At 35.2% G+C, this 13,347-nt stretch carries 13 protein-coding genes and 1 other RNA gene; 6 read left to right on the top strand and 8 right to left on the bottom strand.

Annotated elements, in window-relative coordinates:
* Nucleotides 1–26 precede the first annotated feature (26 nt).
* Together R1T16_RS02570 and R1T16_RS02565 are read right to left on the bottom strand one after the other, a co-directional pair.
* A complete protein-coding gene (locus tag R1T16_RS02570) occupies nt 27–1,100 on the bottom strand; it encodes a DNA topoisomerase IB (RefSeq protein ID WP_317499493.1) in 1,074 nt (357 codons plus the stop codon).
* A gap of 3 nt (nt 1,101–1,103) precedes the next feature.
* Entirely contained in the window at nt 1,104–1,412 is a 309-nt protein-coding gene (locus R1T16_RS02565) for a hypothetical protein (protein WP_317499492.1), read from the bottom strand.
* A gap of 189 nt (nt 1,413–1,601) precedes the next feature.
* Here R1T16_RS02565 and rnpB point away from each other — a divergent pair.
* Nucleotides 1,602–1,924, top strand: an RNA gene (gene rnpB, locus R1T16_RS02560) — RNase P RNA component class A.
* Between the two features lie 15 nt (nt 1,925–1,939).
* Here rnpB and R1T16_RS02555 read toward each other — a convergent pair.
* From R1T16_RS02555 to R1T16_RS02545, 3 genes are all read right to left on the bottom strand, one after another.
* Nucleotides 1,940–2,599, bottom strand: coding sequence for a hypothetical protein (locus R1T16_RS02555; RefSeq protein ID WP_317499491.1), 660 nt, complete (start codon nt 2,597–2,599; stop codon nt 1,940–1,942).
* A gap of 64 nt (nt 2,600–2,663) precedes the next feature.
* Entirely contained in the window at nt 2,664–3,248 is a 585-nt protein-coding gene (rsmD, locus tag R1T16_RS02550; protein WP_317499490.1) for a 16S rRNA (guanine(966)-N(2))-methyltransferase RsmD, read from the bottom strand.
* Nucleotides 3,245–4,048, bottom strand: coding sequence for a DUF3822 family protein (locus tag R1T16_RS02545; RefSeq protein ID WP_317499489.1), 804 nt, complete (start codon nt 4,046–4,048; stop codon nt 3,245–3,247). The genes rsmD and R1T16_RS02545 overlap by 4 nt, the downstream gene beginning before the upstream one ends.
* A 107-nt stretch (nt 4,049–4,155) precedes the next feature.
* Between R1T16_RS02545 and R1T16_RS02540 the strand changes: the two genes are divergently transcribed.
* Together R1T16_RS02540 and kdsB are read left to right on the top strand one after the other, a co-directional pair.
* The gene (locus tag R1T16_RS02540) at nt 4,156–5,577 is read left to right on the top strand and encodes an ATP-dependent RecD-like DNA helicase (RefSeq protein ID WP_317499488.1); all 1,422 of its coding nucleotides are present in this window, start codon (nt 4,156–4,158) and stop codon (nt 5,575–5,577) included.
* A gap of 15 nt (nt 5,578–5,592) precedes the next feature.
* Nucleotides 5,593–6,324 (top strand): 3-deoxy-manno-octulosonate cytidylyltransferase, encoded by a 732-nt coding sequence (gene kdsB, locus R1T16_RS02535; protein ID WP_317499487.1) that lies wholly within the window; start codon nt 5,593–5,595, stop codon nt 6,322–6,324.
* Here the strand turns inward: kdsB and R1T16_RS02530 are convergent, their stop codons facing one another.
* The 3 genes from R1T16_RS02530 to R1T16_RS02520 all read right to left on the bottom strand — a co-directional run bounded on the left by R1T16_RS02530 (nt 6,325) and on the right by R1T16_RS02520 (nt 8,682).
* Nucleotides 6,325–6,990, bottom strand: a complete 666-nt coding sequence (locus R1T16_RS02530) for a fused MFS/spermidine synthase (protein WP_317499486.1) — start codon at nt 6,988–6,990, stop codon at nt 6,325–6,327.
* Nucleotides 6,983–7,720 carry a phytanoyl-CoA dioxygenase family protein gene (locus tag R1T16_RS02525; protein WP_317499485.1) on the bottom strand — a complete coding sequence of 246 codons (738 nt, stop codon included), beginning with the start codon at nt 7,718–7,720 and terminating at the stop codon, nt 6,983–6,985. The genes R1T16_RS02530 and R1T16_RS02525 overlap by 8 nt, the downstream gene beginning before the upstream one ends.
* 470 nt (nt 7,721–8,190) lie before the next feature.
* The gene (locus R1T16_RS02520) at nt 8,191–8,682 is read right to left on the bottom strand and encodes a helix-turn-helix domain-containing protein (protein ID WP_411162010.1); all 492 of its coding nucleotides are present in this window, start codon (nt 8,680–8,682) and stop codon (nt 8,191–8,193) included.
* Nucleotides 8,683–8,963: 281 nt separating this feature from the next.
* Between R1T16_RS02520 and R1T16_RS02515 the strand changes: the two genes are divergently transcribed.
* The 3 genes from R1T16_RS02515 (at nt 8,964) to R1T16_RS02505 (ending at nt 13,347) form a co-directional block, all read left to right on the top strand.
* Nucleotides 8,964–10,121 (top strand): M14 family metallopeptidase, encoded by a 1,158-nt coding sequence (locus R1T16_RS02515; RefSeq protein WP_317499483.1) that lies wholly within the window; start codon nt 8,964–8,966, stop codon nt 10,119–10,121.
* Nucleotides 10,122–10,209: 88 nt separating this feature from the next.
* Nucleotides 10,210–10,689: an Lrp/AsnC family transcriptional regulator gene (locus R1T16_RS02510; RefSeq protein WP_026300077.1), complete on the top strand. Its 480-nt coding sequence runs from the start codon at nt 10,210–10,212 to the stop codon at nt 10,687–10,689.
* Nucleotides 10,690–10,770: 81 nt separating this feature from the next.
* On the top strand, nt 10,771–13,347 hold the full coding sequence (locus R1T16_RS02505; protein WP_317499482.1) for a phosphoenolpyruvate carboxylase: 2,577 nt from the start codon (nt 10,771–10,773) through the stop codon (nt 13,345–13,347).

Below are 13,347 nucleotides of genomic sequence, written 5' to 3'. Positions count from 1 at the left end.
TTTTAGAAATACTACTTCAAGTCTAATTAAGCGATGACCTCTGCTATGTCTTCGGTTGTAAGGAGTCTGAGCAGCGCTTTTTCATTGGCGTTAAACTCCTCATTTTTGGTTTTGCCGGGTTTGTAATTTTCAATACGTTTTTTTTCGTAGGTTGCGATAACTGTAGGGTGTATGTAATATTTTTTGCATACTGTTCTCGTATTGCCAAGCTTTTGGGCAACAGAATCTATCACATTCACGATTTTGTGTTTGCAATCGGTATCGCTTGTAAAATCGCCAACATCTAAAAAAGCACATAGTGCATTAAGACTTCCTGCCCAGGCACGAAAATCTTTTGCAGTAAAGTCTTCGCCTGTTATGCTCTTAATGTAATTATTTACATCTGCTGAGCCTATTGTGTGCCTGTGGTTATTGTCATCATAATACTGGAACAACTCCTGACCCGGAATATCCTGACATTTTTTTACAAGATTTGCCATTTTTCGGCTTTGCAGCTTAATTTTATGTTTCACTCCTTTTTTGCCTACAAATTCAAACCACACGGTAGAGCCTTCAAACTTTACATGTTTATCCCTTAATGTTGTAAGGCCAAATGAGCCATACAATTTTTTATAGGCATCGTTGCCTATACGTATGTTTGTCATCTCTATAAGTTTTACCACCAGAGCAACAACTTTCTCATAAGGCAGTCCTTTACGGTTAAGGTCCTGTTCTACCTGTTTTCTTATAGAGGGCAATGCTAAGGCGAAACGTCTCAGCCTGAAAAATTTTGACTGGTTGCGTATTTTGTTCCAGTCCGGGTGGTACCTGTATTGTTTTCTTCCTCTTACATCAATCCCCGTTACCTGTAGGTGTCCATTTTCAAAAGGAGATATCCATACGTTTTCCCAGGCGGGAGGAACCACAAGTTTTTTTATTCGTTCTAACGCATCTTTATCTTTAACTATAGTACCAGTCTCATCTATATAAGTAAAGCCATTGGCTTTGCGCTTTCTGTAAAAACCTTTATCAGCTTTTAAAGAATATCGCAGACCAATGGCTTTTGCCGTGATTTTAGGATCACTCCCTATTTTTTCGAGTTTTTTTTGCAACCTGTTCATGGCTTATTGCTGTTCAGCCCTGCCTTTAATACTCATATCAAGTAATACTTTCGCAGCACCGTCTTCGCTAAATGCGCCCGGGCTTACTACAAAAACACCTTTTTCTCCGCTTTTTTCCTTAATTCCGTAAACAGTGGCTTCGTCTCCAGGATCGCTTTCGCCCTCATAACGGTAAATATGCTCTATTTCAAAATCTTCAAAATTTGTTTTTATACGTTCTTCTTCAAGGTTAAAATCAGTAGTATAACCTTTATCGTTTAATTCCTGTAACGCTTTTGATACTGTAGCGTAATGATACATCTGTCTGTCCATAATGCTGTCCTTTAAATTAGTTTGTTTTATTTACTTAAAATTACGGCTTTCGCCTTTTTTTGCAAGCCAACGAAATGTTAAACATTTTCTCACAGTATAAATGTCATAACATAAGCGGCTGAAACTATAATATTTACATACTTTATAGATTTATCCTTTCTCACATTGGGTTAAAAGACTACTTTTGCTCACGCAGGCCGTCTTATCGCCGTTGTGCATTGCATAAGGGAGGAAAGTCCGGACACCGTAGGGCAGCATAGCGGGTAACGCCCGTCATTACGCTTTGGCGTAAGAGGACAAGTGCAACAGAAAGTATGTACAGATAATGCTGTAGTGAAACCAGGTAAACTCTATGTGGTGAAATGCCATGTACACCGGCAATTAAGGGCTGCCCGCCCAATGCCGGGGGGTAGGCAGATTGATCCTTACAGTAATGTAAGGACTAGATAAATGATAAGAAACCCCGCTTTAGGGCGGGGTTACAGAATCCGGCTTACAGGCCTGCTATTTTTTATGGATGAAATTCTTTAATCAAATTCATTTTCGTATGGATAGTCTTCATCGAGATAGTATCCGTATTTTTCGTATAGTTCAAAATTTTTTAAATTAGGAGAATATATATGATGTATTGGATGATATGCAACCTTATATCTTGATAAAAATTTTAATAGATTCTTATATTTAATATCTTCTGTTAGTCTAAAATTAAAATTTTCTATTTTTTCAAGAAGATTTGGAGGTATACTAAAGTTACTTACATTTATAATCGCCCATTTTATATAACTTGGATTTCTAATTAAAACTTCAGAAAATAAGCAGTTTGTATATTTTCCAAAAGTAATTAAGAAGTCAGTGCTAAATTTTTTCTTAATTGACCTATGGATTATAGATCCATTTCTCACTTCTAAAGCTAAATAATTTTGATAAGATATAATGTAATCTTCATTGTTAAATATTTGGAATTCCATTTTACCTGTAAACCAAACTGCAAATATTGGTTTTGATAATTTAATATCGGCATGAGTAGAAATTAAAAAAAGCTTATCTTGATTAAGTTCCCAGCCGCAATTTTTTTGTTTCAAATAGATTAAATGTTTCCAATTATTGGTAAATATATATTCTTTACCAATGACCTTTAGAATACTATATTTATCGTTTCGATATATGATAGTTTCATTTTCTTCCATTTTGATTAATGCAGATATAAAATCAAATATAATAGTTTTTCTACTATTTTTTTAAGATAAAAATTCACATATTGTCTTCGTCGTCAGCCATGTTTTCATCTTCTATTTCTTCGTCAAATTCAAAGAAAGAGAATACAGAACCGCCATAATTTTTCTGGAATGAAAAATTCATCATGTGGTTCAGTTTAGTGTGTTTAGAATGTTCAATAATCATCATTCCATCAGGCTGAAGCAGTTCGTTTTCTAAAACAAGTGTAACTATTTCCTCAAAAACCTTTTGATCCATATTATATGGAGGATCGGCAAAAATTATATCATACGATGATTTATGGCCTCCTAAGAATTTAATCACATCATTCTTGATCGCAGATATATTAAATTCAAATTCTGCGCTAGTTTGTTTTATAAATTTTATACAGCCAAAATCAGCATCTACAGCTGTTATGGCTACCGCGCCTCTCGATGCAAATTCATAGCTGATATTTCCCGTTCCAGAAAAAAGGTCCAAGACTTTCAGGCCGTCAAAATCAAAGCGATTATTTAAAATATTGAATAACGACTCTTTAGACATATCTGTCGTGGGGCGCACCGGCAGGTTTTTTGGCGCAGTTATCCTTCGCCCTTTAAATTTTCCCGAAATGATCCTCATGAGTTAAATAGTATAAAGTGTTGTAATGTTTCGTTTCTTCCTGTGTTCCATTTTTGTTGTAATGGCTTTGTGTCAAATAAGGACAGGTGCCTTATGTAAGTGTAAGCTATAGAAAAGTTTGCATCGTCTTCCAGAACCTTTCCAAGCAGGTATACTCTTGCTGTTTCTGGATTCAGGAACAACTGCTCCATCGTGAAAAGTAAAAAGTATAAAAAGTCTTCAGGTGTTTTATATTCGAATGAATTATATAGCAGCAGTTTTTGATTTCGTACGACTATAATTTCAAAGTGAGTATCCTGAAAATGTACAAAAACCTGTTTCTCATCTATATTCTTTGAAATATCCAGTAATTTGGCAACCAATACACTGTTAGCATTTTTGTATTCAAAAGCGCCAAATTGATCTATTAGGAAATTGTTCACATTCATCATAGGAACATAAACATTATTAAGTTCGTAACTGTCCAGCTCATCTACTGCAAAAAAATCGGTATCAAATACCTTCGTATTGTATTGCAGGTAACTTCCCGGATAGTTTGCATCAAACAAAGCTGTTGGCACAAAAGTGTTATAACTATTATTGTGCAGTACAACAATTTCGTCAAACGGATTTGTAAGTAGTGGATTTTTTACAAAAGCCGACCATAATTCTTCTTCAATAGGGCTGTATTTTGGGAACGCAGCCGAAACCATATGTGTTATTTCCCTATTAAGGGTGTCAAAACAGCAAAAAGACATTCCGCTGGCAGATACCTGCAGCGCTAGTTTTTTATAATTTCTTGAAGTTATGGTGTTGTTCATTAAAACGGAGTTTCAATGCAAATTTACATTCTTTTTTGGTTTAGGATGGGCACATCTTTAAATTCATGTTATCTTTGGGCTAATAAATATAATACCTGCCTGATTTAATGAATTCTGCCCCATTTTATAAATTGCTCCGACAAAAATTTCCGTTTGAACCAACCGTTAAACAGGACATCTTTTTGCAAAAGGCGGCTGAATTCATTACGTCTACATCAAACGATGAAATTTTTGTACTTAAAGGTTATGCAGGTACAGGTAAAACTACAATTATTTCAACCATTGTAAATCACTTACAGGAAGCCGATAAAAAATATGTGCTGCTTGCGCCTACAGGGCGTGCCGCTAAAGTAATTGCAAGCTATTCTAACAAACCTGCCTTTACAATCCATAAAAGAATTTATTTCCCCAAAAAAGGTAGTGGGGGGAGCGTTGGTTTTACACTTCAGCCTAACAAACTTACCAATACTATTTTTCTGGTAGATGAAGCATCTATGATATCGGACTCGATACAGGAATCGAAAATGTACGAAAATGGATCTTTGTTAGATGATTTGGTATCTTTTGTATATTCCGGCAAGAACTGTAAAATGATACTTATAGGAGATACAGCACAGCTGCCTCCTGTAAATTCAGACATAAGCCCTGCCCTTGATATTGATTCGCTTTCAAAGCATTATTTTAAAGATGTAATACATATTGAGCTGGACGAGGTAATGCGCCAGGAAGAAAATTCAGGGATACTTTATAATGCTACTGAATTGAGGGAAACGCTTAAATCAGCTTTTTTTGATTCCTTTCAGTTTAAGCTAAGAGGATTTAAAGATATTGTACGCCTTGTAGATGGTTATGATATTCAGGACGCCATAGATCAGGCGTATAGTAATTACAGTATAGAAGACACTGCATTCATTGTACGTTCTAACAAACGTGCTAATCAATATAACCAGCAGATACGCACCAGAATATTATCGCGTGAAAGTGAACTTTCAACAGGTGATTATATGATGGTGGTCAAGAATAACTATTTTTGGCTTAATGAAAAGTCAGAAGCCGGTTTTATTGCCAATGGCGATATTATCGAGATACTGGAGATTTTCAGGATTGAAGAATTGTACGGTTTTAAATTTGCGCGTGTTAAAATTCGAATGGTAGATTACCCTAACCAGACTCCGTTTGAAACACATCTGTTGCTGGATACAATAGAAAGTGAATCGCCATCACTTACTTATGATGAATCTAACCGCCTGTATCAGGAAGTATTGAAGGATTATGAAGGCGAAGCGCAATACAAAAAATTTATGAAGGTTAAGAATAACCCTCATTTTAATGCTTTGCAGGTTAAGTTCTCTTATGCCATAACCTGTCACAAATCTCAGGGCGGGCAATGGAATACGGTATTTATAGAGCAGCCTTACCTGCCGGATGGCATAACAAAAGATTATATTCGATGGCTTTACACCGCTGTAACGCGTGCCAAAGACCGATTGTACCTCATAGGTTTTAAAGATGATTATTTTGAAGAGTAATACCAATATATAATTATGAAAATCATAGCCGTTATACCCGCAAGATATGCTTCAACCCGTTTTCCTGCTAAACTGATGCAGGACCTGAGAGGCAAAACTGTCATTACACGTACGTACCAGGCGGCACTCAATACTGCACTTTTTGATGACGTATTTGTTGTGACCGATTCTGATATAATTTATGATGAAATCGTTTCTAATGGCGGCAAAGCCATTATGAGTATAAAAGAGCATGAAAGCGGCAGCGACCGTATTGCCGAAGCTATTGAAAACCTGGATGTTGATATTGTAGTAAATGTGCAGGGCGACGAACCTTTTATCAATAAAGAACCTCTGACCGACGTGCTTCAGGTTTTTAAAGGCGATACTGCCCATGAAATTGACTTAGCGTCTGTTATGATTCACATTACAGATTGGGATGATATCGAAAACCCTAACAACGTAAAAGTTATCGTAGACCAGAAAAATTTTGCATTGTATTTTTCAAGATCTGTAATTCCGTATCCAAGGGATAAGGAGGCAGGAGTGAGGTATTTTCGTCACATAGGCATCTACGCTTTCAGGAAACATGCATTACTTGATTTTTATAACTTGCCTATGCAATCGCTGGAAGGATCAGAGAAACTAGAACAGCTCCGCTACCTGGAATATGGAAAGAAAATAAAGATGGTAGAAACCAGCCATGCAGGGATCGGTATAGATACCCCGGAAGATTTAGAGAAAGCAAAAAAGATGTTAGGAGAGTAATTACTCTCCTAATTTTTTAATAGTAAACAACTCATTATGCACCTCTACTTTTGGGTACATTCTTACCGAATAATTGGCGCAAAAGCGAGTTTTGTATTTTATATTTCTTTCAAAGTGTTTTTCATTTAGTGTCATGGTATTGAATAGAATAAAACCATTTATATTGAGTAAAAAATTAATCCTGTTTATAAAGAAATCTTCAAATAAAAAGTTAGGCATATCAGTGTCCTGAAAGATATCTATAATAATAAGATCGTACTTTTCTTTAGTCTTCAATACAAATTCAAATGCATCTTCTACAACAATATTCAGGTTACTAATTTTATCTAGTCCGAAGTATCTATTAGCGATTTCTATGGCAGCGGGATCGATCTCTACACCGGTAATTTTTCCTTTAAAGTGTATTTCGTCAGTCAAGGTTTTTATGACACTCCCTCCAGCCACACCTAATACCAGTATATTTTCAAATCCTCTTATTCTATCAAAACCAATATAGTCAAGTCCCTTACGCAGGATGCGCTGCAGGCTGCCATACGAATAATTTGTATTTTTAGAGTCTAGTACAAGCTGGCCATTATTATATGTAACCTCGAGCTTTTTACTGAAAGCGGAATTCTTCTTGTAGATATTTATGGGTACAAAAAAGCTGAGTAATCTTTTAAGCATGGCTTTCTGTATTTAAAACATTAATGTATTCAGCCCATTGCAAGTCATTCGGTAACGATTTATTACTAAATTCAATATGTATCACCCTGCGTCGGGCATTATTTGTTGTCTTTCCGGAACTGTGAAGTAGTAAAGGTTTCATAATCATAATTCCACCCTGTGAAACATTACAATTAACTTCGCTCTCTTTAGACCAGTCAATAGTTTCCGGGCGGTAGATTTGTTTGTTGTGAGAGCCTGGAATAACTTTTAACGCACCATTATTTTCATCGGTCTCATCTAGATGTATGCGTATGGTAAAGATGTTTTCGAGTACGTCTAATGTCGGCTGTACAGCAAACTGGTTTTGTTTAACTGTCCAGGGACCAAAGCCTTCTGTTTCTTGTTTTTTATCAACTGATACGGTAAGATCCTGATGATATGCTACAAACCAGTTTGACTCGCCAGGTTTGTCAAAATAAATTGATTTAACAGCAAAATATTCATTTCCAAATAATTGCCTGACCATGGTAATCAGATTGTAGTTCATTATATACGAAATCGACTCAGGAACTTCTTTTAAAAATTGTCGTATTGCAAAGAGATTAGACGATTTTCTGAATGTATCAGCAGTTGTGTCGGCCTCATTAATGATCTTGATAATCTGTTCAGTTTCTTCCTTAGTATATATGTTTTCCAGTATAGTAAAACCATTTTTTTTTAACTGGAAACCTGCCTCAGTAAAGGTCATATCCTATAATATTTGTGATGTAAATATATAGTATTTTTAAAGCTCTGTTTTAGAAGATTATGAAAAAAATATATCAATTTATTTTCTTTAAGCTATTGGGCTGGTGTATAAATGGTTTTATATACTCTGAAGTAAGAAAGGTATCATGATAGTTGTACCGCAGACTAGCAATTTTTATTTTTTTATTGGAGTGCTTACTAGAGGAAGTACAGGACCCGAAATGTTGTAGGTTATAATCCTAACTATAGTTACAAGAATGATTAAGAATAGTTTAACTTAGTGTTTAGAGTAATTAACATTAGGTAGTGGTAACTTTACAATAAGAGAAATACGAATGATACCTTATTACCAATAAAGTATATATTGAATATCATTCCCCGGGAAGAGGGGATTATCTCATTAAAGATAATTTGTGTTTGTTTTATTGGTTAATGGCCCCGATCAGCTTTTTATAAAGCTATCGGGGTTTTTTAATTTTCGGCGGTATATTCTTTAAATGTACCGTTGGTGTAGAAGATAACGATTCTCTCAATCCCTTTAGACTTTGTTATTTCGGCATTATCCAATGATTTATTACTCATTATTTCCGGCTGCGAAAATAAATCTGTTACGGTCTTATCTTCTTTTACAATCTCATTCACTTCAGATGAAAACAAATCCATTGAAGCTGCATCTGTGGAAAATAGAGGAGGAGCAGCTTTACTTTCATCTAAAATTTTCCGATTCGTTTCTTCTAATTTAGGAAATACTCCATTGCCATTTAACAGCCAATAGAAATCGACATCCGGAAAATTTTCAACAATTTTCATTACAAAATCGAGACTGGGCTTATTTCGCCCCGACATCAAATGAGAAAGGCCAGAACGTTGAATTCCCATTTTATCAGCAAATAAAGAGGCAGATAATCCGTAGAATTCCAAGATTGTTTCGAGCCGTTTTATAAAGTCATCCATGTTTACCATTGTAACTTAATTTATAAAGATTGTAGTATTACAAATGTAAACAATTATTATATATGAAAAATTAAACATGAATAATAATGAAAAATACATAAATATAAAAGTTAAGTTGTTAAGCTTATATCATTGAATATGATATAATAAATTGATTAAAATAAACTAGTTATTGATGTCTTCTTAATTTTAATTTTTTAATGTTTACAAAAGTAAACATCCATTTAAATTACATTGTTTACAATTGTAAATATTAAGATGTTTACTTTTGTAACCAAATTTATAAGCACATGGATTTCGAGCAATTGCATTCAAATTACAATGAGAGCAGGCTGTATGGCCGCTATGTTACAAATACACATATTGAACCATTACTGGCAGATTTAAAACAAAACTTTAAGGTTAAGGTAGAAGGAAATTCTGTTCTTGGTGACCCTATATATAGTATAGCAGCAGGAAACGGACCGATTAAAATTTATATGTGGTCGCAGATGCACGGCAACGAAGCAACTACTACCAAAGCTATTTTTGATTTTTTAAACCTGCTTAATGATGAAACAGAGTTGTCGTATCAGTTAAGAAAGGCATTTACGTTTTTAATACTACCTGTGCTTAATCCTGACGGAGCAAAGCTATATACGAGGGCTAACGCTGTTGAAGTTGATCTCAATAGAGATTCGTTATATCTTACCCAACCGGAAAGTCAGTTGCTGCGTAAGCTTTTCGAAGAGTTTAAACCTGATTACTGCTACAACATGCACGATCAGCGTACCATATTTGGAGTAGGTGACAAACCTAAGCCAGCCACAGTTTCGTTTTTAGCACCTTCCTTCAATATTGAAAGGGATATAAATGAGTTTCGTCAAAAGGCAATCAATGTTATTGCATGCATGAATGAGACATTACAGCAATTCATACCCGGGCAAGTAGGCAGATTTGACGATTCTTTTAATATAAACTGTATCGGCGATATGTTTCAGTCGTTAAATGTTCCTACAATATTATTTGAGGCCGGGCACTATCAAAATGATTATGAAAGGGAGCAAACAAGGAAATATATCTTTTTTGCATTATTATCAGGATTTAATGCAATTTACGAAAACGTTGTAGTTGTTAACAAAAAGACAGATTATTTCAATATTCCTCAAAATAAGATTATTTTTTATGACGTGATGTACAAAAATGTCAAAATAAATTATGAAAATAAAGAAAAAATAACGAATTTTGCATCACAATATAAGGAAGAGCTATTTGAGAATTCTGTAATTTTTCAAGCTATAATTAGCGAAATAGGTAATTTAGAAGGGCTTTGTGGTCACGAAGAATTTGACGTTTCAGGCGCCGAATTCCAGGACAAAGAGCTAAATAAAATACCAATTATTGGACAAAAAGCGGATTTTTCTTTCGGAGGAGACAGAAATTTTGTTAACGGGAAGGAAATAAAGTAGAAAAATATCCTTATAGATGAATTTTTTTTAATAACAGGGTTTAAAATTGAATTAAAGAAACCAATATAACCTTTAAAAAGACACATTTATGAGCAAGTTTCGTTTAGATGAAGTTGACCATCAGATTCTGGATATGCTGATTGACAACACAAGGGTTCCGTTTACTGACATAGCAAAAAAGCTTTTAATTTCCGCAGGAACTGTCCATGTAAGGGTTAAAAAGATGGAAGATGCAGGTATTATAATGGGATCTTCGTTAACATTGGATTATGAAAAATTAGGTTACTCTTTCATAGCTTATGTTGGAGTATTCCTTCATAATACTTCACAAACTAAATTTGTGTTAGAGCGAATCAACGAAATACCGTTTGTTACAGTTGCACATGTTACTACAGGTAAATTTAATATCTTCTGTAAGATCAGGGCTAAAGATACTAAACATGCAAAAGAGGTTATTTTCATGATAGATGACATTGAAGGAGTTTACAGAACTGAAACGATGATCTCTCTTGAAGAAAGCATCAACGATAAGAAAAGGCTTATGCACACGATCTTCAAAGATCTGTAAGACTTTATCAAAATTTTATAACCCTCATATAGCAATATATGAGGGTTTTTTTATTAAATTCATACAACCAAAAAACACTTTATGTATCCCGCAACAAGAATTGAACGTTTCAATGAGCAGGTTCAGCTCAAATACCAACTTTTTAATAGTATATTCATGACACTGCCTTTTCAGGCAATAGATAATACAGGAAGTTTACTTCCTTTGTTCTCAGAACTTTGTGATGAAGGTTATAGAAATAATAAAAGCCCGGAACAGATATTTAATGACTTTGCAGACAAATATCTGACTGATGCCAATGAGGACGACAAGATTAGTATGATGTTTCGGTTTATACAATATGTAGAACGCCAGATTGTACTTTTTGACGCAATTGAAGACGCCGCTTTTACAAGCCTTAATAGCCTTGAAGGTAATGGTTCTCTACGTTATAGCCGTGATAAGGCCGAAAGTTCAGGAGAAATGGATAAACTGCGTGAATTTCTTGAAGATTTTCAGGTCCGCGCCGTGCTTACTGCGCATCCAACCCAGTTTTATCCTGGTTCGGTATTAGGTATAATTACAGACCTTACCAAGGCTATAAAAGATAATAACCTCGCAGAGGTGAAAAACCTTCTTTCTCAGTTGGGTAAAACGCCGTTTATAAAGAAAGAGAAGCCAACACCTTATGATGAGGCAGTAAGCCTTATCTGGTATCTTGAAAATGTATTTTATGATGCTGCGGGAGATATGTCTTCTTATATTCAGGATGCGATTTTTAAAGAAGGTGCGCTAAAACATCCTGTACTCGCATTTGGTTTTTGGCCGGGGGGAGACCGTGATGGTAATCCTTTTGTAACTACCGAAATTACCCTGAAAGTTGCAGACAGATTACGCACATCAATTCTTAAGTGTTACTATAAGGATATCAGAAATTTAAAACGTAAACTTACTTTTATCGGCGTTGCCGAAAAAGTGACAGCTATAGAAGAAAGACTATACCGTTCGGTATTTTATTCTGAAGGTGAAATTTACATTTCGCTTGATGAACTTAAAAACGAATTGTCAGTTATAAGGGATTTGATCGTGAAAGAGCATCAGGCATTGTATTCTGACGAGATAGATGCTCTTATTAATAAAGTAAATCTTTTCGGCTATCACTTTGCTTCATTGGATATCCGTCAAAACAGCAAGATTCATGATAAGGTTTTTGCTGATGTAGTGGAACACCTTGCGAAAAAGGATAAGGTCTTGGATGGCTATGAAAATCTTGAAGAAGCCGAAAAAATTAAAGTACTTAGTAGATTAAAATCTAAAATTGATCCTTCTGATTTTGAAGACGAAGAAACGAAGAAAACATTGGAGTCGATAATGGCTATAAAAACCATTCAGGACAATAATGGCGAACAGGGTTGTAATCGTTATATAATCAGTAATAATGAAAGTGCATTAAATGTTCTCGAATTACTGGCAATGTTCAGGTTATTAGGTGTCGATAGCCTGCCTGTAGATATAGTGCCGTTATTTGAAACTGTTGACGATCTTGAAGATGCACACGCAATAATGGAGTTGTTGTATATAAATGAAGTTTATGCAAAACACCTAAAAGCTAGAAATAATAAACAAACTATTATGCTTGGCTTTTCTGACGGAACAAAAGACGGTGGTTACCTTATGGCTAATTGGAGTATTTATACTGCAAAAGAAAACCTGACCCGTATGGCCAGGGAATATGATGTTAAAGTTGTATTTTTTGATGGCCGTGGAGGCCCGCCTGCAAGAGGAGGAGGGAAGACTCATAAGTACTATGCATCTCAGGGAGCAACGATAGAAAATAATGAGATCCAGATAACCATTCAGGGGCAAACGATAAGCTCAAATTTTGGCACACTGGACAGTTGTAGATTCAATCTCGAAAACCTGCTAAGCGCCGGTATTACTAATGGTGTATTCAATAACGAGAAAAAGCAATTTACCCAGGAGCAGCGCGAACTCATGAGCGATCTTTCCAAGCTTGGTTATGAAAAATATGTAGCGTTTAAAAAACACCCTAAGTTCCTGCCTTATCTTGAACAGATGAGTACGTTGAATTATTACGCTAAGACAAATATAGGAAGCAGGCCTTCAAAAAGAAGTAAATCTGCCACGCTTGATTTTAGCGAGTTAAGGGCAATTCCTTTTGTAGGCTCGTGGAGTCAGCTTAAGCAAAACGTTCCGGGATTCTTCGGTGTGGGCTATGCATTGGGTCAATACGAAAAAAACGGAAAGTGGGAAGAAGTTCAGGCTTTATATGATAAATCATTATTCTTTAGGACACTGCTTGAAAATAGTATGATGTCACTTTCTAAATCATTTTTTCCGCTTACGGCTTACATGAAAAATGATGACGAGTTTGGGGAATTCTGGGAGATTATTTATAATGAATTCCTTGAGACGAAAAGATTGCTGCTTAAAATATCCGGCTACGATGAGTTGATGGAAAACTATCCTGATGGAAAGGCTTCTATTAAATTAAGAGAACATATTGTGTTACCTTTGCTTACCATTCAGCAGTATGCGCTTAATATGATACGTCAGATAAAACATGATGGTAAAGATGCATCTAAGCTGGAAGTTTATGAAAAAATTGTAACCCGTTCTCTGTTTGGGAATATTAATGCCAGCAGAAATTCTGCTTAA

The organism is Flavobacterium sp. DG1-102-2 (assembly GCF_033042555.1).
Lineage (GTDB): Bacteria > Bacteroidota > Bacteroidia > Flavobacteriales > Flavobacteriaceae > Flavobacterium.
Note: the sequence above shows the minus strand (reverse complement) of the source record. Positions and strands in the feature narration are given on the sequence as shown.

Bases quoted from the DNA above. Each gene is read 5' to 3' on its own strand.
- R1T16_RS02525 (WP_317499485.1), bottom strand. From the start codon at position 7,720: ATGACCTTTACTGAGGCAGGTTTCCAGTTAAAAAAAAATGGTTTTACT.
- R1T16_RS02530 (WP_317499486.1), bottom strand. From the start codon at position 6,990: ATGCTTAAAAGATTACTCAGCTTTTTTGTACCCATAAATATCTACAAG.
- R1T16_RS02520 (WP_411162010.1), bottom strand. From the start codon at position 8,682: ATGGTAAACATGGATGACTTTATAAAACGGCTCGAAACAATCTTGGAA.
- R1T16_RS02555 (WP_317499491.1), bottom strand. From the start codon at position 2,599: ATGGAAGAAAATGAAACTATCATATATCGAAACGATAAATATAGTATT.
- R1T16_RS02570 (WP_317499493.1), bottom strand. From the start codon at position 1,100: ATGAACAGGTTGCAAAAAAAACTCGAAAAAATAGGGAGTGATCCTAAA.
- kdsB (WP_317499487.1), top strand. From the start codon at position 5,593: ATGAAAATCATAGCCGTTATACCCGCAAGATATGCTTCAACCCGTTTT.
- R1T16_RS02510 (WP_026300077.1), top strand. From the start codon at position 10,210: ATGAGCAAGTTTCGTTTAGATGAAGTTGACCATCAGATTCTGGATATG.
- R1T16_RS02515 (WP_317499483.1), top strand. From the start codon at position 8,964: ATGGATTTCGAGCAATTGCATTCAAATTACAATGAGAGCAGGCTGTAT.
- R1T16_RS02505 (WP_317499482.1), top strand. From the start codon at position 10,771: ATGTATCCCGCAACAAGAATTGAACGTTTCAATGAGCAGGTTCAGCTC.
- rsmD (WP_317499490.1), bottom strand. From the start codon at position 3,248: ATGAGGATCATTTCGGGAAAATTTAAAGGGCGAAGGATAACTGCGCCA.
- R1T16_RS02545 (WP_317499489.1), bottom strand. From the start codon at position 4,048: ATGAACAACACCATAACTTCAAGAAATTATAAAAAACTAGCGCTGCAG.
- R1T16_RS02540 (WP_317499488.1), top strand. From the start codon at position 4,156: ATGAATTCTGCCCCATTTTATAAATTGCTCCGACAAAAATTTCCGTTT.
- R1T16_RS02565 (WP_317499492.1), bottom strand. From the start codon at position 1,412: ATGGACAGACAGATGTATCATTACGCTACAGTATCAAAAGCGTTACAG.